Origin of the sequence: Lysobacter sp. Root690 (assembly GCF_001427785.1) — a bacterium.
Lineage (GTDB): Bacteria > Pseudomonadota > Gammaproteobacteria > Xanthomonadales > Xanthomonadaceae > Lysobacter.
Genome location: NZ_LMHM01000016.1, coordinates 322,473 through 348,274, shown reverse-complemented (window position 1 = coordinate 348,274; position 25,802 = coordinate 322,473). Strand labels below are relative to the sequence as shown.

2 protein-coding genes (both cut by a window edge) are annotated in these 25,802 nt (G+C 69.2%); both read left to right on the top strand.

From position 1 onward, the window contains the following. Positions 1-25,749 carry the 3' portion of a non-ribosomal peptide synthetase gene (locus ASD86_RS18940; RefSeq protein WP_056114189.1) on the top strand. It extends 2,106 nt beyond the left edge of the window, so 25,749 of the gene's 27,855 nt are visible here — the last part of the coding sequence; its start codon lies off the left edge, out of view; the stop codon is at positions 25,747-25,749. Continuing rightward, positions 25,730-25,802, top strand: partial view of a non-ribosomal peptide synthetase gene (locus tag ASD86_RS18935; RefSeq protein WP_056114187.1) — the beginning only. The gene runs 22,211 nt beyond the window's last position; 73 of the gene's 22,284 nt are visible here — the first part of the coding sequence; it begins with the start codon at positions 25,730-25,732; the stop codon falls past the right edge of the window. The genes ASD86_RS18940 and ASD86_RS18935 overlap by 20 nt, the downstream gene beginning before the upstream one ends.

Sequence of the window (25,802 nt, the reverse complement as noted above, 5' to 3'; positions counted from 1 at the left end):
ATGCTGGAAGCGTTCCTGCACGATCCGGCCAGCGCGACCTGCACCAGCCTGCGCCGCATTGTCTGCAGCGGCGAAGCCTTGTCCGGCGCCTTGCGCGAACGCTTGCGCCAGACTCTAGACCGCCCGCTGCACAATCTGTACGGCCCGACCGAAGCGGCCATCGACGTCACCGCCTGGACCTGCCGCGACGAGACCGCCGGCAGCGCGGTGCCGATCGGCGCGCCGATCTGGAACACCCAGACCTATGTGCTCGATGCGGCGCTGCGGCCGGTGCCGCAGGGCGTGCCGGGCGAGTTGTACCTCGCCGGCACCGGCCTGGCGCGCGGCTACCATCGTCGCGCCGGCCTCAGCGCTGAGCGTTTCATCGCTAATCCGTTCATTGCGGGACAGCGCATGTATCGCACCGGCGATCTGGCGCGCTGGCGCGCCGATGGGCAGCTGGAATACCTCGGCCGCACCGATCATCAGGTCAAGATCCGCGGCCTGCGTATCGAACTGGGCGAGATCGAAGCCGCGCTCGCCATGGCCGGCTTCGCCCAGAACGTCGTCGTCGCGCGCGAGGACGGCAACGGCCAGGCGCAGTTGGTCGCCTATGTCGTCGCGCCCGCCATCGACGTCGCACAACTGCGCGCGCAACTCGGCCAACGCCTGCCCGATTACATGGTCCCGGCCGCGTTCGTGGCGCTGGATGCGCTGCCGCTCAACGCAAACGGAAAGCTTGATCGCAAGGCGCTGCCCGCGCCGAGCTTCACATCGACCACACGCCGCGCGCCGAGCATGCCGCAGGAGGCCGAACTGGCCGCCTTGTTCGCGCAGGTGTTGGGCCTGCAAGAGGTCGGCGTCGACGACAATTTCTTCGAACTCGGCGGACATTCGCTGTTGGCGCTTCGTCTGATCGCCGAGATCCGCGCCCGCATGCACGCCGAGGTATCGATCCGCGACGTGTTCGAAGCGCGCACGCCGGCCGCGGTCGCGCCGCGATTGCGCGCGATGCAGGCTCCGCGCCCGATTCTGCAGGCGCTGCCGCGACCCGAACGGCTCGAGCTCTCGCATGCCCAGCGCACGCTGTGGTTCATGCATCAATTCCAGGGTCCCAGCGCGACCTACCATATTCCGCTGACCGCGCGTCTCGACGGTCCCTTGCAGATCCCTGCCCTGCAGGCCGCGTTGAACGATCTGGTCCGGCGCCACGAAAGCCTGCGTACCGTCTTCCCCGCCGCCGAGCATGCGTATCAGCATGTGCTTGCCCAGGCCGAGCCGGAACTTACGGTAGTCGATGTCGCCGAAGATCGCGTGCAGGCCGCGCTCGACGCCGAGGTGATGCGCCCATTCGACTTGACCGTCGAATTGCCGCTGCGCGCCTGCGTGCTGCGTATCGACGCCGAACAGCATGTGCTGCTGCTGTTGCTGCACCACATCGCAGGCGACGGCGCGTCGCTGCAGCCGCTGACCGGCGATCTATCGCTCGCCTATGCCGCGCGGCTCGAGCATCGCGCACCGGACTGGCAAGCGCTGCCGGTGCAATACGCCGACTACACACTATGGCAACGCACGGTGCTCGGCGAGCCGAACGATCCCGACAGTGTGCATGCGCGCGACATGGCGTACTGGCGGCAGGCGCTGGCCGATCTGCCCGAACAATTGAGCCTGCCCTACGACCGCCCTCGCCCGCCGGAGATCAGCTACCGCGGCCAGCATCTGTACTGGAATCTCGACGCCGAACTGCACGGCCGTCTGCTGGCGTTGGCGAAGCGCCACGACTGCACCTTGTTCATGGTGCTGCATGCCGCGCTGGCGGCCCTTCTGACCCGCCTGGGCGCCGGCACCGATATCCCAATCGGCAGTTCGGTCGCGGGCCGCGCCGATCCGGCGCTGGACGGGCTGATAGGCCTGTTCCTCAATTCGCTGGTGCTGCGCGCCGATACCTCCGGCAATCCGCGCTTCGATGCCTTGCTGGCGCGCGTGCGCCAAACCGATCTGGCCGCATACGAGCATCAGGAACTGCCGTTCGGGCAAGTGGTCGATGCGCTGAGCCCGGAACGCTCGCTGTCGCACCATCCCTTGTATCAGGTGATGCTGGTCCTGCAGAAAGCCGCGGGCCATCGCCTGCGCTTGCCGGGATTGCACTACCGCGAACAGTTGTTTGACATGCCCACGGCCAAGTTCGATCTGAGCTTCGAATTGGCCGAGCACGAACACGCCGACGGCCGCCCGGCCGGCCTGCGCGGTTTCGTCGAATACGCCACCGATCTGTTCGACGACGCGACCGCGCAGTCGTTCGCGCAGCGTTTCGAGCGCATGCTCCGCGCGGTCGTCGAGGACGCGAGCCAGACCATCGACGCCATCGAGCTGATGGACGCCAGCGAATGGCGGCAACTGCTGCTGGACTGGAACGCCACCGCGCAACCGATCGTCGCCGCCACCTTGCCGGCGATGTTCGAGGCGCAGGTCGCGCGCACGCCCGCGGCCGTGGCGGCGATCTGCGGATCGCAGCGACTCGACTTCGAACAACTCAATCGCCGCGCGAACCAGTTAGCGCACCTGTTGATCTCCGAGGGCGCGGGTCCCGAATCGGTGGTGGCGATCGCCCTGCCGCCCTCGCTCGATCTGATCGTTGCGCTGTTGGCCGTGGTCAAAGCCGGCGCCGCCTATCTGCCGCTCGACCTAGGCAATCCGCCCGATCGGCTTGCGGTGGTGCTCGACGATGCGCGCCCGGTGCTGGTACTCACGCACGGCGAATTTTCCGGATTGTTTCCGGCGGCGGCGCCGTTGTGCCTGCTCGACGAGGCCGCGCTGCGCGAACGCCTGGCGCTCGGCCGCGACGATAACCCCGTCGATGCCGATCGCCTGCGCCCGCTGAACCTGCTGCATCCGGCCTATGTGATCTACACCTCCGGCTCCACCGGCAAACCCAAGGGCGTGATGGTCTCGCACCATTCCGCCGCACACTATTTCGCCTGGTCGCGCCACGCCTATTTCAATGCCGACGGCAACGGCTCGGCGACCACGCTGTCGGTCGCCTTCGACGGCAGCGTGACCGTGTTGTTCGGCCCTTTGCTGGCCGGCCAGCCGCTGACCCTGACCGCGCTGGACGGCGATTTTTCCAGGCTCACCGCCGAATTGCCGGTGGGCGGTTACGAGGTGCTGAAACTCACGCCGGCGCATCTGAAGCTTCTCAACGCGGAACTCGAAAACGCGGGCCCGCAAGCGGCCGCGCCGGCGCGGGCGCTGATTCTCGGCGGCGAAGCGCTGATGCAGGCCGATCTGGTGTATTGGCAGCAGCATCATCCGCAGGTACGGCTGATCAACGAATACGGTCCTACCGAGGCCACGGTCGGCTGCTGCACCTTCGAAGCCGGTCCGCTGGAGCGAGTGGATGGCGGCGTCGCCATCGGACGCCCGATCTGGAACACCCAGTTGTACGTGCTCGACGCCAACCTGCGGCCGCAAGTCGCCGGCGCCGCCGGCGAGTTGTATATCGCCGGTGAAGGCCTGGCGCGCGGCTATCTGCATCGCCCGGCGCTGACCGCCGAACGCTTCGTCGCCAATCCGTTCGCGGCCGGCGAACGCATGTACCGTTCCGGCGATCTGGCGCGCTGGCGCGCCGACGGGCAGCTCGAATACCTCGGCCGCATCGATCAGCAGGTAAAGATCCGCGGCTATCGCATCGAGCTGGGCGAAATCGAAGCGGCGTTGGCGCAACTCGGCTTCGCCAACAGCGCGGTGATCGTGCGCGAAGACCATGCCGGGCAGAAGCAACTGGTGGCCTATCTGGTCGCCGACGCGATCGACAGCGCCAGCCTGCACCGGCAATTGGCCGCGCGTCTGCCCGCCTACATGCTGCCGGCCGCGTTCGTGGCATTGAATGAGTTGCCGCTGACCGGCAACGGCAAACTGGACCGCAAGGCGCTGCCGGCGCCGGATTTCGATCAAGGCAACAGGCGCGGGCCGCGCAACGCGCACGAAGCGTTGCTGTGCGAACTGTTCGCGCAGGTGCTGGACCTCGACGAGGTCGGCATCGACGCCAGCTTCTTCGAACTCGGCGGCGACAGCATCAGCGCGATCCGCCTGGTCGCCGGCGCGCGCAAGCGCGGCCTGCCGTTGGCGCCGCGCGATCTGTTCAAGCATCCGAAAATCGAAGCCTTGGCGGCCGCCGTCGCCGCGCACGAGATCGCCGCGCAGAACGTGCCGGTGGCGACGCCGGTCAACGACGAGGCGATCGGCGATCTGCCCTTGCTGCCGATCATGCGCGCCTTCGTCGAGCAGGGCGGCCCGCTCGCGGGTCTGCATCAATTGCAACGGTTGAACGTGCCGGCCGGCATGACCGAGCCGGCGATGCTTATCGCCTTACAAGCCCTGCTCGACCGCCACGATGCGTTGCGTCTGCGTTTGACAGCGCGTGATGGCGGGCACTACGCATCGATCGCCGCCATCGGCGCTATCGACGCTGCCTCGTGCCTGACTCGTATAGAACTGCGCGATATCGATGTAAGCGATGTCGACGCGGACGAAGGCGAACGCCGTTTCGAACAAGCCGCGACCGACGCGCTGACACGCCTGGATCCTTATCAAGGCCGTTTGGTGCAGGCGATCTGGGGCGACCGCGGTGCGGATCGACTCGGCCGTTTGTACCTGGTCATCCATCACCTGGCCGTCGACGGCGTGTCCTGGCGCATTCTGCTGCCCGATCTCGAACAGGCTTGGCAGGCGGCAACGAAAGGACAAGCGCCGACGCTCGATCCGGTGGGCACCTCGCTGCGCCGTTGGGCCGAGCTGTTGCAGCGCGACGCCGGCGCGGCGCGCCGACACGGCGAACTTGCGCTCTGGCGCAGCATCGCGGCGACGCCCGATCCCGTGCTGGGCGCGCGGGCGCTAGATCCGGCCCGTGACACGGTCGCGACGCGGCGCGAGCTGCGCCTGCGGCTTGCCGGCGACAGCGTCGCCCGTTTGCTGGGCGAAGTGCCGGCCGCGTTCCGCGCCACCGTCAACGATGTATTGCTGACCGCGTTCACCCTCGCGGTCGCCGGGTGGCGCCGGCAGCGCGATGCGCAGGCTGGGCTGGCGGTGCGCTTCGAAGTGGAAGGCCACGGCCGCGAGGACGTCTTCGACGACGTCGATCTGTCGCGCACGGTCGGCTGGTTCACCAGTCTGTATCCGGTCGCGCTCGATCCGGGCGAGATCGATATCGATCAATTGCTCAGCGGCGGCGACGATCTCGGTCGTGCGCTACGGCGCATCAAGGAACAGCTGCGCGCGATTCCGGACCACGGCCTGGGTTACGGTTTGCTGCGGCATCTGGCAGCCGACGCCGAACTAGTCGCCGCGCCCGCCGCGCAGTTGGCGTTCAACTACCTCGGTCGCTTCGCCGTTTCCGCGGACGGCGATCAGGAACAATTCGGCGGCGGCGACGATCCGCGCCGCCCATTGAGCCATGCCATCACCCTCGACAGCATCGTCTACGACCGCGCCGGTGAAGCCGAGCTGGTCGCGGCCTGGTCGTATGCCGGAGAACTGTTCGACGCCGACGAAATCCGTTCGCTCGCGCAGACCTGGTTCGACTGCCTGCAGGCGCTGATCACGTATTCGGCGCGGCCCGACGCGGCCGGCCTCGTCCCGTCGGACCTGTCGCTGCTGAGCCTGGATCAAGACACCATCGCGCAACTGGAAGCCGCGCGTCCGCTCGCCGACATCCTGCCGCTGGCGCCGTTGCAGCAGGGCATGCTGTTCCATGCGCTGTACGACAAAGAGGCCGCGGACGCCTATCTGGTGCAGATGCTGTTCGCGCTGGACGGCCCGCTGGATGCGAACGCGCTGGAACGCGCCGCCGGCGAGGTGCTGTCGCGGTATCCGCACCTCGACGCGGCCTTCGTCCAGCTCGACGCGCAACCGCCGCTGCAATTGCTGCCGCGCCAACCGGCGTTGTGCTGGCAACGATGCGATCTGAGCGGCGTGCCCGCGGCCGAACGCGAACAGGCCCTGCAAGCGTTCCTGCGCGAAGACCTCGAACGCCCGGTCGACCCGGCGCAAGCGCAACTGCTGCGTTTCAGTCTGGTGCGCCTGGGCGAACGCGAGCACCGTCTGGTCTTCACCCATCACCACATCCTGCTCGATGGCTGGTCGGTGCCGGTGTTGCTGCAGGAATTGTTCAACCTGTATCACTCGCGCGGCGAGGCTTCGTCCCTGCCCTCGGTCGCGCCTTATGGCGACTATCTGCGTTGGATCGCCACGCAGGATCGGCCGGCCGCGCTCGCCGCGTGGCGCGAGGCCTTGCAAGGCTTCGATCAGCCTTGCCTGATCGCGCCGCAGGCGACCGCGCAGCCGGTCATGCCGCGTACGCGCCGCCGCGATTTCTCGCGCGAACTCAGCGCGACGCTGGAAGCGCAGGCGCGCCGCCGCGGCCTGACCCTCAACACCTTGCTGCAAGGCGCCTGGGCCTTGTTGCTGGCGCAGGCCACCGGCCATCAGGACGTCTGCTTCGGCATCACCGTGTCCGGCCGCCCGGCGGAACTGGCTGGCATGGAACGCATGGTCGGCTTGTTCGTCAACACACTGCCGCTGCGCCTGCGCATCGACCACGCTCAGACCCTGGGCGAACTGCTCGACGGCTTGCAGGACAGCCAGTCGCGCCTGCTCGGTGCGCATCACCTGGGTCTGACCGATCTGCTCAGCGAGTTGGGCCATCAGGCCTTGTTCGACACCTTGCTGGTGTTCGAGAACTATCAGCTCGACGCCCAGGACCGGCGCTTCCTCGATGACGAGGCCGGCTCCTTGCGCGTGCGTCTGGACGAAGGCGGCCGCGGCGGCGACATGTCGCATTACCCGCTCGGCCTGCTACTGGTGCCGGGCGAACGCCTGCATCTGCGCATCAGCTATCGCCCCGACCTGTTCGACGAAGCGCAGATCGACCGCATCGAACAGTGCTACGAGCGCATCCTGGAAGCCTTCGCCGGCGATCTGGAGCGGCGCGTGGGCCGGCTGGATCTGCTCGACGCGCAGGCGCGCGGGCAAGTGCTCGGCGAGTGGAACGACACCGCGCAGCCGCTGCCGGCCGCGACCATTCCCGAGTTGTTCGAACAGCAGGCGGCGCGTACTCCGCAGACGCTCGCCGTCGTCGGCGAAGATTCGCAGCTGAGTTACGCCGAACTCAATACGCGCGCCAATCGCTTGGCTCAACGTTTGATCGCGCACGGCGCCGGTCCCGAAAGCATCGTGGCAATCGCCCTGCCGCGCTCGGCCGAACTGGTCGTGGCGCTGCTCGCCGTGCTCAAGGCCGGCGCCGCCTACCTGCCGCTGGATACCGATTACCCGGCCGATCGACTGGCCTTCATGCTCGACGACGCCCGGCCGGTGCTGCTCATCACGCGCAACGACATCGGGTTGCCGGCGACGGCGGTGACGCGCCTGGAGCTCGACGATGCCGCGCTGCAGGCGGAACTGCGCGCGGAATCCGTGGACGCGCAAGACGGGCAATGGCGCGGCAAGCTCGCGCCGCTGCATCCGGCCTATGTGATCTACACCTCCGGCTCCACCGGCAAACCCAAGGGCGCGCCCAACACGCACGAGGCCCTGGTCAATCGTCTGGCCTGGATGCAACACGCTTACGCGCTGCAGGACGATGACGTCGTCTTGCAGAAGACGCCTTTCAGCTTCGACGTGTCGGTGTGGGAATTCTTCTGGCCGCTGCTGTACGGCGCGCGGTTGGTGATGGCGCGTCCCGGTGGTCATCGCGATCCGGTCTATCTCGCCGAGGTGATCCGCGAGCAAAACGTCACCACTCTGCATTTCGTGCCGTCGATGCTGGAAGCGTTCCTGCACGATCCGGCCAGCGCGACCTGCACCAGCCTGCGTCGCATCGTCTGCAGCGGCGAAGCCCTGTCCGGCGCCTTGCGCGAGCGTTTGCGCCAGACTCTAGACCGACCGCTGCACAATCTGTACGGCCCGACTGAAGCGGCCATCGACGTCACCGCCTGGACTTGCCGCGACGAAACCGCCGGCAGCGCGGTGCCGATCGGCGCGCCGATCTGGAACACCCAGACCTATGTGCTCGATGCGGCGCTGCGGCCGGTGCCGCAGGGAGTGCCGGGCGAGTTGTACCTTGCAGGCACTGGACTGGCGCGCGGCTATCTGCGCCGTGCTGGTCTGACAGCAGAACGCTTCATCGCTAACCCATTCACATCGGGCCAGCGCATGTATCGCACCGGCGATCTGGCGCGTTGGCGCGACGATGGCCAGTTGGAATATCTAGGCCGCACCGATCATCAGGTAAAGATCCGCGGCCTGCGTATCGAACTGGGCGAGATCGAAGCCGCGCTCGCCATGGCGGGCTTCGCTCAGAACGTGGTCGTCGCGCGCGAGGACGGCAACGGTCAGGCGCAATTGGTCGCCTATGTCGTCGCATCCACGATCGAGGTCGCGCAACTGCGCGCGCAACTCGGCCAGCGCCTGCCCGATTACATGGTCCCGGCCGCGTTCGTCGCGCTGGACGCGTTGCCGCTCAATGCCAACGGCAAACTCGATCGCAATGCCCTGCCCGCCCCGGTCCACACCGTCGGCGCGCTGCGCCTGCCGCGCAACTCGCGCGAGCAACTGCTGTGCGAGCTGTTCGCGCAACTGCTGGGCCGCGAGCAGGTCGGCATCGACGACGACTTCTTCGAACTCGGCGGGCATTCGCTGCTGGCGGTCCGCCTGACCGGCATGCTGCGTTCGCGCCTGAAACTGGAACTGCCGATCCGCACCCTGTTCGAGGCCCCGACCGTGGCGCAACTGGCGCCGCGGCTCGACCCGAACAGCGCGCCGCGTCCGCCGCTGCGTCCGCAACCGCGGACGCAGAGCCTGCCGCTGTCCTACGCGCAGCAGCGCCTGTGGTTCCTGCACAAGCTCGAAGGCGCCAGCTCCACCTATAACGTCACCGTCGCGCTGCGCCTGCGCGGCGAGCTCGATATCGCCGCGCTCGGCGCCGCGCTGGGCGATCTGGCCGCGCGCCACGAAAGCCTGCGTACGATCTTCCCCGACAGCGAACAGCCGCTGCAGCAAATCCTGCCGCCTGAGCGGGCCGAAGTGCCGTTGTCGCTGCACGCCAGCGAAGCCGGCCGCGTGGCCGACGACCTCCTGCGCGCCGCCGGTCATGCCTTCGATCTGAGCCGCGAGCTGCCGTTGCGCGCGGACCTGTTCGAAGTCGATGCGGGCGAGCACGTGCTGTTGTTGCTGCTGCATCACATCGTCGCCGATGCGGTTTCGATGCGGCCTCTGATCCAGGACCTCGCCGACGCTTATGCCGCGCGTCGCGCCGCACAGGCGCCGGCGTGGACGCCGTTGCCGTTGCAGTACGCCGATTACAGCCTGTGGCAACGCCAGCTGCTCGGCGACGTGCAGGATCCGCACAGCCGCGGCGCGCACCAGTTGGACTACTGGAAACGCCAGCTGGCCGAGCTGCCGGAACAGATGAGCCTGCCCACCGACCGGCCGCGTCCGGCGAAGCTGAGTTATCGCGGCGGCAGTGTCCGCCTGCAGATACCGGCCGAGTTGCATCAGCGGCTGCTGGAGCGCGCCGGCGCGCATCAGGCCAGCTTGTTCATGCTGCTGCAGGCGGCCGTGGTGGCGCTGCTCAGCCGGCTCGGCGCGGGCGACGACATCGTGCTGGGCAGTCCCATCGTCGGCCGCAGCGAGGAAGGCCTCGACGGCCTGATCGGTGTGTTTCTCAATACTTTGGTGCTGCGCACCGACACCTCGGGCAATCCGAGTTTCGAGGCCTTGCTGGCGCGCGTGCGCGATACCGACCTGAGCGCCTATGAGCATCAGGATCTGCCGTTCGAGCAATTGGTCGACGCGATCAAGCCGTCGCGCTCGCTGTCGCATCACCCGCTGTTCCAGGTGCTGATGGCCTTGCAGACCCACGACGCCGAGCTGCCGGCCTGGGACGGACTGGACGTGCGCGCGCAGCCGCTGCAGTTGGAGAACGCCAAGTTCGATCTGAGTTTCGACTGGACCGAACACCGCCATGGCGACGGCCGCGCCGCAGGCCTGATCGGTCGCCTGGAATACGCCAGCGACCTGTTCGACGCAGCCACTATCGAGTCGCTGGCCGAACGTGTGCGGCGCGTGCTCGACGCGATCGCGGCCGATCCGCGCCTGCGCCTGACCGAATTGCCGATCCTGACCGATGCCGAGCGCACCCAACTTCTCGGCGATTGGAGCCATGGCCCGAACATCGCCGCGGCCGAGTTGCTGCCGCGGCGCTTCGAGCGACAGGCCGCGGCCACGCCGCGGGCCATCGCCCTGGCGCATGCGCACGGCCAGCTCGACTACGCCACGCTCAACGCCGCCGCCAACCGGCTGGCGCATGTGCTGATCGAACGCGGCATCGGTGCCGGTGACCGCGTGGCGATCGCATTGCCGCGCTCGACCGATCTGCTGATCGCCCTGCTCGCCGTGCTCAAGAGCGGCGCCGCCTATGTACCGGTGGACCCGGATTATCCGGCCGAGCGCATCGCCTACATGCTCGATGACGCCAAGCCGGCGGCGTTGATCGCCAACGCGGCGACTGCCTTCATCGTCGATGGCCTCGGGCAATACGCGGATGTGCTGCTGCTCGACGACGCGCGCACCCGCGCGGCGATCGAACGCGCGCCCTCGCACAACCCCGGCGACGATGCCGGCTCCGCGCCGATCCATGGCCGATCCGCGGCCTACACCATCTACACCTCCGGCTCGACCGGCCGTCCCAAGGGCGTGACCGTCGAGCAGCACGCGCTGGCCAATTTCCTGCGTTCGATGGCGCGCAGCCCGGGCATGGCCGCGGGCGAACGCCTGCTCGCGCTGACCCCGATCTCGTTCGACATCGCCGGCCTGGAGCTGTACCTGCCGCTGTGGCAAGGCGGCTGCGTGCATCTGCTCGACCGCGACACCGCCAGCGACGCGGAACGGCTGGTCGCGCAGATCGAACAGGTGTCGCCGCAGCTGATCCAGGCCACCCCCGCGACCTGGCAGATGCTGCGCAACCACGGCTGGCGCGCGAACGCGTCGATGCGTCTGCTGTGCGGCGGCGAAGCATTGCCTCCGGATCTCGCCGACTATCTCAGCGCCGATGCCGGCGCGCTGTGGAACATGTACGGCCCCACCGAAACCACGGTGTGGTCGCTGCTCGACCAAGTCGAAACCGGCGCGCCGGTCAGTATCGGCCGTCCGCTCGACAACACCCGCGTTTACGTGCTCGATGCGCATCTGCAACCGGTACCGGCCGGCGTGGCCGGCGAGTTGTACCTCGCCGGTGATGGCCTGGCGCGCGGCTATCACGAACGCGCCGCGCTGACGGCCGAACGCTTCGTCGCCAATCCGTTCGAGCCCGGTGCGCGCATGTACCGCACCGGCGATCTGGCGCGCTTCCGCGCCGACGGTCGCCTGGATTGCCTGGGCCGGGTCGACAACCAGGTGAAACTGCGCGGCTTCCGCATCGAACTCGGCGAGATCGAAGCGGTGCTGGCGCAGGCCGGTTACCCCCGCAACGCCGTGCTGCTGCGCGAGGACGCGCCGGGCCACAAGCAACTGGTCGCGTACGTGGCGAGCGCCGAAGCCGTCGATGCGACGGCGCTGCGGCAACAGCTGAGCGCGCACCTGCCCGACTACATGCTGCCCGCCGCGTTCGTGGTTCTCGACGCGCTGCCGCTGACTCCCAATGGCAAGCTCGACCGCAAGGCGCTGCCGGCGCCCGAGTTCGCCGCCGGCGAAGGCCGCGGCCCGCGCAATCCGCGCGAAGCGTTGCTGTGCGCCCTGTTCGCCGAAGTGCTGGGGGGGGAACGCGTCGGCATCGACGATCACTTCTTCGCCCTCGGCGGCCATTCGCTGCTCGCCACTCGCCTGGTCAGCCGCATCCGCGCCGAACTGGCGGTGGAACTGCCGCTGCGCACGCTGTTCGAAGCGCCGACCGTGGACGCGCTGTCGCAGGCATTGCCCGGCGCGCACAACGCGCGTCCGCCGTTGCTACCGCAGGCGCGGCCGCCGCGGCTGCCGTTGTCCTACGCGCAGCGCCGGCTGTGGTTCATCCAGCAGTTCGAGCGCCAGTCCGGCCACGACAGCGCGCGCGAAGGCGCCGGCGCGGCCTACAACATCTCGATGCCGCTGCATCTGCGCGGACGCCTGGACCGCGCCGCGTTCGACGCCGCCGTGGCCGATGTGCTGGCCCGGCACGAAAGCCTGCGCACGACGTTCCCGGACATCGACGGCGACCCCTGCCAACAGCTGGTCGCCATCGAAGACGCCGGCAACGTGCTCGAGTTCGCGCGCGTCGATGCGCGCACCCTGGAACACGAACTGCGCGTCCGCGCCTTGCACGTGTTCGACCTCGGCGCGGAACTGCCGCTGCGGGTCAGCGTGCTGAGCACCAGCGAAGACGAGCATGTGCTGCTGGTGGTGCTGCATCACATCGCCGGCGATGGTTCCTCGCTGGCGCCGCTGGCGCGCGATCTGAGCCGCGCTTATGCCGCGCGCCTGCGCGGGCAGGCGCCGGAGTGGGCGCCGCTGCCGGTGCAATACCCCGATTACACCTTGTGGCAGCAGCGCATGCTGGGCAGCGAACTCGACGCCGACAGCCTGATCGCGCAGCAGTTCGACTATTGGCGCGAACAACTGGCCGGCCTGCCCGAACGCATCGAGCTGCCGATCGACCGACCGCGCCCGGCCATCGCCAGCCTGCGCGGCCGGCAGTTGTCGCTGCAGATCGACGCGGCCTTGCACGTGCGCCTGCTGCAACTCGCGCATCGCCATGAAGCGAGCTTGTTCATGGTGCTGCAAGCCGGTTTGTCGGCGTTGCTGCATCGGCTCGGCGCGGGCGAGGACATCGCGGTCGGCAGCGCCATCGCCGGACGCAACGACCAGGCGCTGGACGAACTGGTCGGCTTCTTCGTCAACACCCTGGTGCTGCGTACCGATCTGTCCGGCCGTCCGGACTTCGCCACCCTGCTCGGCCGCGTGCGCGCCACCGCGCTGGCCGCCTACACCCATCAGGACGCGCCGTTCGAGCGCCTGGTGGAGTTGCTCAATCCGGTGCGCTCGACCGCCCACCACGCGCTGTTCCAGGTCGGCCTGGTGTTGCAGAACGTCGAGCAAGCCGCGCTGGAATTGCCGGGGCTGGAGGTATCCGACCATCCGGCCGACTTCCGTACGGCCAAGTTCGACCTGTTCTTCAACCTCAGCGAACGCCACGCCGACGGCGCGCCGGCCGGGCTGGCCGGCAACCTCGAATACGCCACCGATCTGTTCGACGAATCCAGCGTGATCGCGCTGTGGCAACGCTTGCTGCGATTGCTCGACGCGGCCTGCGCGGATCCCGCGCGCAAGATCGCCGACATCGACCTGCTCGACAGCGAAGAACGCGCCGGCTTGCGCCAGCGCGCCAGCGACGGCGTTGCCGCGCCAGCCTCGGCGAGCATCGTCGAACTGTTCGAGCGTCAGGTCGCGCGCGATCCCGAGGCGCCGGCGCTGTTGTACCGCGACCAGTGCTGGAGCTACGCCGAACTCGACCGCCGCGCCAACCGGGTTGCTCATGCGCTGATCGCGCAAGGCATCGGCGCCGAGGACCGCATCGCCATCGCCCTGCCGCGTTCGCCGGAGATGGTGGTCGCCGCGCTCGGCGCGCTCAAGGCCGGCGCGGCCTATCTGCCGCTGGATCCGGACTATCCGCCGGAACGGCTGGCTTACATGCTCGCCGACGCCAGGCCGGCGCTGTTGATCAGCCGCCGCGAGATCGAAGCGCGCCTGCCCGAGCACGGCGTCGCGCCGTGGCTGCTCGACGCGGCGCAGACCGTGCAGACGCTGGCCGCGCAAGCGATCGACGCGCCGCGCGCACGGATCGTTTCGCCGCAGCAGGCCGCGTACGTGATCTACACCTCCGGCTCCACCGGCCGGCCCAAGGGCGTGGTGGTCAGCCATGCCGGCGTGCCGAGCCTGCTGGCCGCGCAGACCGCCGCGTTCGAGGTCGGTCCGGGCGCGCGCGTGCTGCAGTTCGCCTCGCTGAGTTTCGACGCCGCGTTCTGGGAGCTGTGCATGACGCTGCTGTCGGGCGCCGCGCTGGTGATGGGCGACGCCGAGCAGGTGCGTCCGGGCGAAGCGTTGACCGCGCTGATGCGCGAGCACGGCGTCACCCACGCGACCCTGCCGCCGGCCGCGCTGCCTGTGCTCGACCCCGACGCCGTGCCGCAACTGCGCGACCTGATCGTCGCCGGCGAGGCCTGCGCGCCGCCGCTGGTGGACGCGTGGTCGCGCGGCCGCCGCATGACCAACGCCTACGGGCCGACCGAAACCACGGTGTGCGCGACCATGAGCGCGCCGCTGGCCGGCGCGGTCGATGCGCCGATCGGCGCGCCGATCCGCGGCGCGCGCGTGTACGTGCTCGACGCCGGCCTGCAGCCGGTGCCCGCCGGCGTGGCCGGCGAGTTGTACCTGGCCGGCGCCGGTCTGGCGCGCGGCTATCTCGGCCGCGCCGCGCTCACCGCCGAACGCTTCGTCGCCGATCCGTTCGCGCCCGGCGAGCGCATGTACCGCAGCGGCGACCTCGCCCGCTGGAACCGAGAGGGACAGCTCGAATTCCTCGGCCGGGTCGATCATCAGGTCAAGATCCGCGGCTTCCGCATCGAACTGGGCGAAATCGAATCGGCGCTGCAACGCCATCCGGCGGTGGCGCAATCGATCGTGATGGCCCGCGAGGACGTGCCCGGCCACAAGCAACTGGTCGGCTACGTGGTGCTCGAACGCGAGCTCGAAGCGCGCGACGAAGACCGCGAGGCGCGCCAGATCGGCGAGTGGGAAACCATCTACGAGGACTTGTACGGCGACAAGGCGCTGGACGGCGCCTATGCCTTCGGCGAGAACTTCCACGGCTGGAACAGCAGCTACGACGGCAGCGAGATCGCGCTGGAGCAGATGCGCGAATGGCGCGCGCGCACGGTCGAACGGATCCTCGAACTCAAGCCCGAGCGGGTGCTGGAAATCGGCGTCGGCAGCGGCCTGATCCTGTCGCAGGTGGCGCCGCACGTGCGCGCCTACCACGGCACCGATCTGTCGGCGGCCACGGTCGAACGCTTGCGCGCCGAAGTCGCGCAGCAGCCGGCGCTGGCCGGCAAGGTCGAACTGTATGCGCGGCCGGCTCACGACATGGACGGCCTCGACGCCGGCCTAGCCCCGGGCGAACGCTTCGACGCGATCGTGATCAACTCGGTGCTGCAGTATTTCCCCAACGGCGAATACCTGGCGCAGGCCATCGGCCAGGCGATGCGCCTGCTCGCGCCGGGCGGCGTGCTGTACCTGGGCGACGTGCGCAATCTGCGCCTGCAGCGCAGCTTCGCCACCGCGATCGCCCTGCATCAGAGCGACGACGACACCGACACCGCCACCTTGCTGCGTCGCGCCGAGCAACTGCGGCTGGCCGAGAAGGAACTGCTGGTCGCGCCGGAATTCTTCGCCGCGCTGGCCAAGCGCGACGATGCGATCTGCGCGGTCGATATCCAGACCAAGCGCAGCGGCTACGGCAACGAGCTCAGCCGCCATCGCTACGAAGTCGTGCTGCGCAAGGGCCCACTGCCGCTGCGTTCGGCGGCGGCGTGGCCCGCGGTCGCATGGACGCCGGCATTGATGGACGACAATGCGTTCGTGCGCCTGCTGCGCGAACGCGGCGACGGCCTGCGTCTGGCCGGCGTGCCGAACGATCATCTGCAGCCGGAAACCGATGCGCTGCACGCACTCGCCGACGGGGCGACGGTGTCCGCAGTGCGCACGCGCCTGCTCGATGCCGGCGATCGCGTGCATGCGCGCAGCGAAACCTTGATCGCCGCCGCCGCGGCGGCGGGTTTGCGCGCCGCCAGCACCTGGGCCGGCGACGGCGCCGACGAGCAACTGGAACTGCTGTTCTGGCGCGAAGACGGCCGCACCGTCGCCGACCTGCACCGCCCGCTGGCGGTGGGCGAACTGTCGGCCTGCACCAATGAGCCGTCCACCTTCGACCAGTTCGCCGACCTGCGCCGGCATATCGCCGCGCAACTGCCGGATTACATGCAGCCACTGCTGGTGCTGCTGCCGCGGATGCCGCTGACCCCGAACGGCAAGATCGATCGCAAGGCCTTGCCTGCCCCCGACTTCACCGGCGGCCAGCACCGCGCCGCCGCCAACGAGCGCGAGCAGACCCTGGCCGCGCTGTACGCGCAGGTGCTGGGCTTGCCGCGGGTCAGCGTCGCCGACAGCTTCTTCGACCTGGGCGGCGACAGCATTCTGTCGATTCAACTGGTCGGCCTGGCGCGCAAGGCCGGGCTGCTGATCACCCCGCGCGAAGTGTTCCAGCATCAGAACGTGGCGGCATTGGCGCGGATCGCGCGCGACGCCGATGCCGGCGCGCCGGCGCTGATCGACGAACCGGTCGGCGCGCTGGCGCCACTGCCGATCCTGCAATGGTTCCTCGATCGCGAGGCGCCGCTGGACGGTTTCAACCAGCGCGTGCTGCTGCGCGTGCCCGCGGGTCTGTCGCAACAGGTGCTGCACGACGCATTGGCCGCGCTGGTACGACACCACGACGCGTTGCGCTTGCAATTGCGCCGCGACGATGGCGCGTGGACACTGCAAGTGCCCGGGCCCGAAGCCGCCCACTTCGGCCTGCGCCGGGTGGACATCGCCGGGCTCGACCAGGCCGCGCTGCAAGCCGCGCTCGACGCAGCGGCCGCGCTGGCTGCGCAAAGCCTCGCCACCGACACAGGCGAGCTACTGCAAGCGGTGTGGTTCGATGCCGGCGACGAGGCCAGCGGCCGTCTGCTGCTGTGCATCCACCACCTCGCCGTCGACGGCGTGTCCTGGCGCATCCTTATTCCGGACCTGCGCGAGGCGGTCGAATCGCTCGCTGCGGGACGCGAACCGGCGCTCGCCGCGCGCAGCCATTCGCTGCGCGCCTGGACCGCTCAGTTGCGCGAACAATCGACCTCGCCCGCGCGCCTGGCCGAGTTGCCGCATTGGCGCGCCCTGGCCGAAGGCATCGATCCGCCGCTGTCGCCGGTCGCGCTGGATCCGTTGCGCGACATCGGCATCGCATGCGGCCATCACAGCCTGAGCCTGCCGGCATCGGTCGCCACGCCGCTGCTGACCGCACTGCCGGCGCGCTTCCATGCCGGCATCAACGACGTGCTGCTCAGCGCCTTCGCCCTGGCCCTGAGCGACTGGCGCCGCCGCCATACCGGCCAGTCCTGCGAACGCGTGCTGCTCGACCTGGAAAGCCACGGCCGCGAGAGCGCGCACAGCGAGCTCGATCTGTCGCGCACGGTCGGCTGGTTCACCAGCCTGTATCCGCTGCGGCTGGACCTGGACGGCATCAACCACGCCCAGGCGCTCGGCGGCGGGCGCGAGCTCGAACGCGCGCTCAAGCGCGTCAAGGAACAACTGCGCGCCGTGCCCGATCACGGCCTGGGTTACGGCGCGCTGCGCTGCTTCAACCCCGATGCCGCGCAGGCGTTGGCGGCGTTGCCGCAGCCGCAAGTCAGCTTCAACTACCTCGGCCGCTTCGCCGTGAGCGGACAGGCCGCGGGCGCGCAGGCAGCGAGCGATTCGGTCCGCGGCGATTGGATCGCCGCCGACGAAACGCCAGCGCCAGCCGGCGGCGAGGCGCTGCCGATCGCGCACGCGATCGAACTCAATGCATTGACCCAGGACCGCGACGACGGCCCCGAGTTCGTCGCCACTTGGTCGTATCCGCGGGCGTTGTTCGCGCAGGAACAGATCGAAGACCTCGCCGAGACCTTCGCCCGCGTGCTGCGCGCCCTCGCCGCGCTCGCCGGCGACGCGCACAGCGGCGGCCTGAGCCCGTCGGACGTGGCCCTGGCCGCGCTCGAGCAGGACGCGATCGAGCGGTTGGAGCGCGACTACCGCGATGCCGGCGGCGTCGCCGATCTGTTGCCGCTGACGCCGCTGCAACAGGGTCTGCTGTTCCACACCTTGTACGAACACGAAGGTCCCGACCCGTACGTGGTGCAGGTGCGTTTCGACCTCGACGGCCCGCTCGATCCGGTTCGCCTGCGCGAAGCCGCGCGCACGTTGATGCAGCGCCATCCGCATCTGTCGGCCGCCTTCGTCCACCGCGGCCTGGAACGGCCGGTGCAGGTGATTCCGCGCGAGATTCCGCTGGATTGGCGCCGCATCGATCTGTCCGCGCATCCGGTCGAATCACGCGAAGCCGAAGCCGCGCGCATCGCCGAACACGACCGCGACCGGCGTTTCGATCTGGACCAGGCGCCGCTGCTGCGCTTCACCCTGCTCGCGCTCGGCAGCGGAGCCGACGGCCGCGTCCGTCACCGCTTGCTGATCGCCAACCACCACATCCTGCTCGACGGCTGGTCGATGCCGCTGCTGGTGCAGGAGCTGTTCGCGCTGTACACCGGCGCGCCGCTGCCGGGCGCCAGCGCCTACCGCGATTACCTGCACTGGCTGAGCGCGCGCGACCCGCGACTGGGCGAACTCGCCTGGCGCGAAGCGCTGGACGGCATCGATGAACCGACCCTGCTGTTGCCCTCGCACCCGCACGCCTCCGGCCGCCAGAGCGAACACGAACTGCAGTTGCCCGAAGGCCTGTCGCGCACTCTGGCGCAGCTGGCGCGACGCCACGGCCTGACCTTGAACATCCTGGTCCAGGGCGCGTGGGGCCTGCTGCTGGGCCGCATGCTCGGCCGCGACGACGTAGTCATCGGCACCACGGTGTCGACGCGCCCGCCGGAGCTCGGCGAAGTCGAGCGCATGATCGGCTTGTTCATCAACACCGTGCCGACCCGCCTGCGCCTGGATCCCAAGCGCAGCTTCGTCGACCTGCTACAGGAGTTGCAGCGCCAGCAGACCGCGCTGATGGAGCATCAGCACCTCGACCTGGCTCAGTTGCAGCGCTACGCCGGGTTCGAGCGACTGTTCGACACCTTGTATGTGTTCGAGAACTATCCGATCGATCACGACGGCCTGGCCAGCGCGCTGGGCGAACTGAGCATCGCCGGCTTCGCCAGCAGCGACGCCACCCACTACCCGTTGAGCCTGCTGGTCACGCCGGGCCAGCGCCTGTCGCTGCGTTTCAACTTCGACCCGGCGCGGCTGGACGCGTTGAGCGTGCAGCGACTGGCCGAGCGCCTGTCGCGCCTGCTCGACGCGGTCGCCGCGCATCCGCAGCGCAGCCTGGAGCACTTCGACCTGCTCGACGACCGCGAGCGCCGGCGGGTGCTGTACGACTGCAACGACAGCGAGTACGAGCTGCCCGCCGCGACCGTACCGGCGTGGTTCCAACAACGCGTCGCAGACGCGCCCGAAGCGATCGCACTGGTCGACGCACACGGCGACCTGAGCTACGCCGAACTCAACCGCCGCGCCAACCGCGTGGCGCATGCGCTGATCGCGCGCGGAGTCGGTCCGGAGGATCGCGTCGCCCTGGCGATTCCGCGTTCGTTCGACACCGTCGTCGCCGTGCTCGGCATCCTCAAGGCCGGCGCGGCCTATCTGCCGCTCGACGCCGATCATCCGCTCGAACGCCTGGAATACACCCTGCGCGACGCGCGTCCGCGCCACGTACTGGCCACCCGCGCGGTCGCCGCGCGGCTGCCGCAGGACGCGCCGTTGCTGCTGATCGACGACGCCGCAGGATTTGGCAACGACATCGCCCACGCCGCCGGTCACGATCCGACCGACGCCGAACGCATGTGCGCGTTGTCGCCGCAGCATCCGGCCTATGTGATCTACACCTCCGGCTCGACCGGCCAGCCTAAGGGCGTATGCGTCACGCACGCCGGCATTCCCAGCCTCGTCCACAGTCAGGTCGAACGCTTCGGCCTCGACGCCGGCAGCCGCGTGCTGCAGTTCGCTTCGATGAGTTTCGACGCGGCGGCGATGGAGATGCTGATGTGCTTCGCCGCCGGCGCCACGCTGGTGCTGCCGCCGCCGGGCCTGCTGCTCGGCGACGCGCTCGCGCGCACCCTCGCTGAGCAACGCATCAGCCACAGCCTGATTCCGCCGAGCGCGCTCGGCAGCCTGGATCCGGCCGCGCTGGCCTGGCCGACCACGCTGATCGTCGGCGGCGAAGCCTGTCCGCCGCACGTGGCCGCGGCGTGGTCGCGCGATGGCCGCCGTCTGGTCAACGCCTACGGCCCGACCGAGATCACCATCTGCGCGGCGATGAGCCAGGCGCTGGACGAAACCGGCCTCGCCGGCGCGGCGCCGCCGCTCGGCGTTCCGGTCGCCAACACCCGTCTGTACGTGCTCGACGCGATGCTGCGGCCGGTGCCCGCGGGCGTCGCCGGCGAGTTGTACATCGCCGGCGCCGGTCTGGCGCGCGGTTATCTCGATCGTCCAGGCCTCAGTGCCGAACGCTTCGTCGCCGATCCGTTCCACGTCGGCCAACGCATGTACCGCAGCGGCGATCTGGCGCGACGGCGCGAGGACGGCCAGCTCGATTACCTCGGCCGCGTCGATCAGCAAGTGAAGCTGCGCGGCTTCCGCATCGAGCTGGGCGAAGTGCAATCCGCGCTGGCCCAATGCGGCTATCCGGGCAATGCCGCGATCGTGCGCGAAGACCGCCAGGGCCATCCGCAACTGGTCGCCTATCTGGTCTCGTCCGAGCCAGTCGATACCGACACGTTGCGCAAATGCCTGGCCATGCGCCTGCCCGAGTACATGGTGCCGGCCGCATTCGTCGCGCTCGACGCGCTGCCGCTGACCGCCAACGGCAGCAAGCTCGACCGCAAGGCGCTGCCGGCGCCGGAGTTCGCCGCGCAGGCGCTGTCGCGCGGCCCGGCCAATGCCACCGAGCAGTTGTTGTGCTCTCTGTTCGCCGAAGTGCTGGGCCTGGAACGGATCGGCGCGGAAGACAATTTCTTCGCCTTCGGCGGCCATTCGCTGCTGGCCACCCGTCTGATCGGCCGCATCCGCGCAACCTTCGATGTCGAATTGCCGATCCGCGCGCTGTTCGACGCGCCCACCGTGGAGACCCTGGCACGACGCCTGCCTTCGGGCGGAATCGCGCGCGAACCGCTGTTGCCGCAGACACGACCGGCGCTGCTGCCGCTGTCGTTCGCCCAGCAGCGGCTGTGGTTCCTGCACCGCTTCGAAGGGCCGAGCGCGACCTACAACATTCCGTTGGCGCTGCGCCTGGACGGCGAGCTCGATGGCGATGCGCTGGAAGCGGCCTTGAACGACGTCGTCGCGCGTCATGAAAGCCTGCGCACGTTGTTCCCGTCGGGCGACGTTCCGCAGCAGCGGGTGGTGCCGGCCGATCAGGCCGCGTTGCAACTGCATCGCGCGCGCAGCGACGAGGCCGGATTGCACGCGGCGCTGTCGGCCGCGGCCGCGCATCGCTTCGATCTAAGTCGCGATCTGCCCCTGCGCGCGAGCCTGATCGAACTGGGCCCGCAACGTCACGCACTACTGCTGTTGCTGCACCACATCGCCGGCGACGGCGCCTCGTTGCAACCGCTCGCGCGCGACCTCAGTCACGCCTACGCCGCGCGCCTGCGCGGCCGTGCGCCGGTGTTCGCGCCGTTGCCGGTGCAGTACGCCGACTACACCCTGTGGCAACGCCGCACCCTGGGCGAGGAACGCGATCCCGAGAGCGCCCTGGCGCAGCAACTGCAGTACTGGAAGCGCCAGCTGGCCGATCTGCCCGAGCGCATCGCATTGCCGAGCGACCGGCCGCGTCCGCCGCAATCGAGCTATCGCGGCGGCCACCTGCCGCTGTCGCTCGACGCCGCCCTGCACACGAAGCTGGCGGCACTGGCACGGAGCCAGGGCGCGACCTTGTTCATGGTGCTGCAGGCGGCGCTGGCGGCGACCTTGGGCCGGCTTGGCGCCGGCGACGACGTCGCTCTTGGAACGCCGATCGCCGGCCGCGGCGATGAGTCCTTGCACGATCTGATCGGCCTGTTCCTCAACACACTCGTGCTGCGCACCGACCTGTCCGGCGATCCCGGCTTCGCCGAACTGCTCGGCCGCGTGCGCGAGACCAATCTCGCCGCGTACGAGCATCAGGACGTGCCGTTCGAACGTCTGGTCGACGCGCTGCAACCGGCGCGTTCGATGGCTCATCACCCGCTGTTCCAGGTGATGCTGTCGCTGCAGAATCACGCCAGCGGCGAGCTCGCCCTGCCCGGCCTGAAGGCGCGTCCGGCCGGGTTCGACCTGGACATCGCCCAGTTCGATCTGAGCTTCGATTTCAGCGAAGCCCACGACGAATTCGGCGCGCCGGCCGGCCTGCACGCCAGCATCGAGTACGCCAGCGATCTGTTCGAGGCCGACACGGCGCTGCGCATCGGCCGCTGCCTGCAGCGCATGCTCGAAGCGATCGCGGCCGATCCGCGCCGGCGCATCGGCGAGGTCGAGTTGCTCGACGGCGACGAGCGCCAGCAGTTGCTGCAAAACTCGCAGGGACCAAAGATCGCGCCTTCTGGCGTGCTGCTGCCGCAGTGGTTCGAACGCCAGGCCGCGGCCACGCCGGATGCGGTGGCGCTGGTCTGCGGCGAACAGTCGCTGAGCTTCGACGAACTCAACCGTCGTGCCAACCGCATCGCCCATGCGCTGATCGCGCGCGGCCTCAAGGCCGACGATCGCGTCGCCCTCGCCTTGCCGCGTTCGGCCGACACGGTCTGCGCCATGCTCGGCGCGCTTAAGGCCGGCGCGGCGTATCTGCCGCTGGACACCGAGCATCTGGGCGAGCGTTTGCGCGAGCTGATCGCCGAAGCCGCGCCCAGGCTGCTGCTCGGTCACGCTTCGATCTGCACGACGCTCGGCTACGCTGGCCCGGCGCTGTTGCTCGATCAGGACGCGGGCCGCGCCGAACTGGCGTCGATGCCGGAGCGCAATCCGCACGACTCGCTCGCGCTCAGCGGCGCGGCGCCGCTGCATCCGCAGCAGGCCGCGTACGTGATCCACACCTCCGGCTCGACCGGCAAGCCCAAGGGCGTGGTCGTCTCACACGCCGGCCTGGCCAATCTGTTCGAGCACCACCGCGACGGCGTGATCGCCGATGCCGCGCGCCATGCCGGCGGCGAGCGCGTGCGCTTCGGCCTCACCGCCACCTTCGCGTTCGACACCTCGCTGGAAGGCCTGCTGTTCCTGTGCGCCGGCCACGAGCTGCATGTGTTCGACGACGTGCTGCGGCGCGAGGGCGAAGTGCTGCTGAGCCACCTGCGGGCCGCGCGCATCGATGCGCTCGACCTGACTCCGACCCACTTCGAACAGCTGCAACGCCTGGGCTTGCTCGACAGCGTCGGCTCCGACGGCACAGGCTCCGGCCGCGCCTATCCGAGCACGCTGATGCTCGGCGGCGAATCGGTCAGCGAAACCCAGTGGCGCACGCTGCGGGGCCATGCGGCGGTGCGCGGTCATAACTATTACGGCCCCACCGAGTACACGGTCGACGCCGGCGGTCTGGCTTTGAACGACGGCGACGAACGCCCGAGCATCGGCAGGCCACTGCGCAATACCCGTTTCCACGTGCTCAACGCGCGCCTGCGGCCGGTGCCGGCCGGTACTGTCGGCGAGCTGTACATCGCCGGCGAAGGTCTGGCGCGCGGCTATCTCGGCCGTCCTGGCCTGACCGCCGAGCGTTTCGTCGCCGATCCGTTCACGGCAGGCACGCGTATGTACCGCTCCGGCGATCTGGCGCGCTGGCGCCGCGACGGTCAGCTCGAACTGCTCGGCCGCGCCGATCATCAGGTCAAGATCCGCGGCTTCCGCATCGAGCCCGGCGAGATCGAAGCCGCGCTCGCACAGATCGGTTTCGCCACCAACGCGGTGATCGCGCGCGAAGACCGGCCCGGCCACAAGCAACTGGTCGCCTATCTCGCCGCGCCCGCGCTGGCCGCGGCCGATCTGGCCCGGATCAGGAACGAACTGGCCGAGCGCCTGCCGGACTACATGGTCCCGGCCGCGTTCGTCGCCCTGCCCGAGTTGCCGCTGACCCCCAACGGCAAGCTCGACCGCAAGGCGCTGCCGGCGCCGCAGGCAACCGCGACGAGCGCGGGCCCGGACGAGAACGCCAGCGAACGCGAGACGCTGCTGGCGAAGCTGTTCGGCGAAGTGCTGGGCCTCGACGCGGTCGGCCTGGACGAGGGTTTCTTCAGCCTCGGCGGCGATAGCATCAGTTCGATCCAGTTGGTCGGTCGCGCCCGTCAGGCCGGATTGCGCCTGAGCGCGCGCGAAGTGTTCCAACACCAGAGCGTGCGCGCGCTGGCTGCGGTGGTCAGCGAGGACGTCGTCGCCGCATCCGTGCCGGCGGTGGCCCCGATCGGCGAACTGCCGGCCACGCCGATCGTGCGTGATCTGTTCGAACACGACGCGCCCTACGCGCAATACCAGCAATCGATGCTGCTCAAGGTGCCGGCGTTGCAGGCACGCGCGCTGGCTCAAGCGCTGCAGGCCTTGCTCGATCATCACCACGCCCTGCGTCTGCGCGTGCTCGATCGCGAACGTCTCGAAATCGCGCCGATCGGCGCGGTGCGCGCTGACGATTGCCTGCTCGCGATCGAAACCGCCACGCCGAGCGCGGACGAAGTCGCCGCGCAGGCCCAGGCCGCGCAGCGGAGACTGGATCCCGCCGCCGGCCGCTTGCTGCAGGCGGTGTGGTTCCATGCCGGCGACGAATCGCGTTTGCTGCTGGTGATCCATCACCTTGCCGTCGACGGCGTGTCGTGGCGGTTGCTGGTGCCCGACCTGCGCGCGGCCTATGAGCAGGCGCTCACCGAGGCTGATCGGATCGAACTGGAACCGGCGCCGACCTCGCTGCGTGAATGGGCGCTGGCGTTGCCCGAGGCCGCACAGCGTCGCCGCGAGGAACTGCCGCTGTGGCGCGACATGCTCGCCGGCGATGGCGGCGCCTGGTTGCCGCGCGCCTTCGATCCGCGCCGCGACACCATGGCGACGATGCGCACCCATGTCGCCAGCCTCGACGCGGACACCACCCGCGCCCTGCTGACCCGCGCGCCCGAACGCATCAACGGCCGCATCAACGATGTACTGCTGTGCGCCTTCCTGCTGGCCGCGCTGCAATGGCGGCGCGCGCGCGGCGACGACGATGCGCACGCCGCCGCCTTCGATCTGGAAGGCCACGGCCGCGAAGCGGCGGCGGTGGACGGCCTGATCGACAGCGCCGATCTGTCGCGCACCGTGGGCTGGTTCACCAGTCTGTTCCCAGTGCGCCTGGACGCGGTCGACTTCGATCTCGAGCAGGCGTTGGCCGGCGGCAAGGCCCTGGAGCGCGCGCTCAAGTCGGTCAAGGAACAGCTGCGCCGAGTGCCCGATCAAGGCATCGGCTACGGGCTGCTGCGCCATCTCGACCCGTCCGCGCGCGCCGAACTGGCCGCGCTGGCGCCGCCGTCGCTGGGCTTCAACTACCTCGGCCGTTTCGCGGTCGCCGACGCCGGCCGTAATGAAACCGACTGGAATCCAGTCGGCGAAGACGGCGGCTTCGGCGGCGGCGGCGACGCCGAGCAGCCGCTGGCGCATCCGTTGGAACTCAACGCCCTGGTCCGCGACGAGGCCGACGGTCCGCGTCTGTACGCGAACTGGAACTGGGCCGGTGAACTGCTCGACGAAGCCGCGGTGGCGGCGTTCTCTCACGCCTGGTTCGACGCCCTGCGCCGCATCGCCGACTTCGCCCGCGAAGCCGACGGCGCCGCGCTGACGCCGTCCGACGTGCCTCTGGTCGCGCTCGACCAATCCGATATCGAACTGCTGGAGTCGCTGTATGCGCAACTCGAAAATTGAAGACATCCTGCCGCTGACGCCGCTACAACACGGCTTCCTGTTCCACGCCTTGT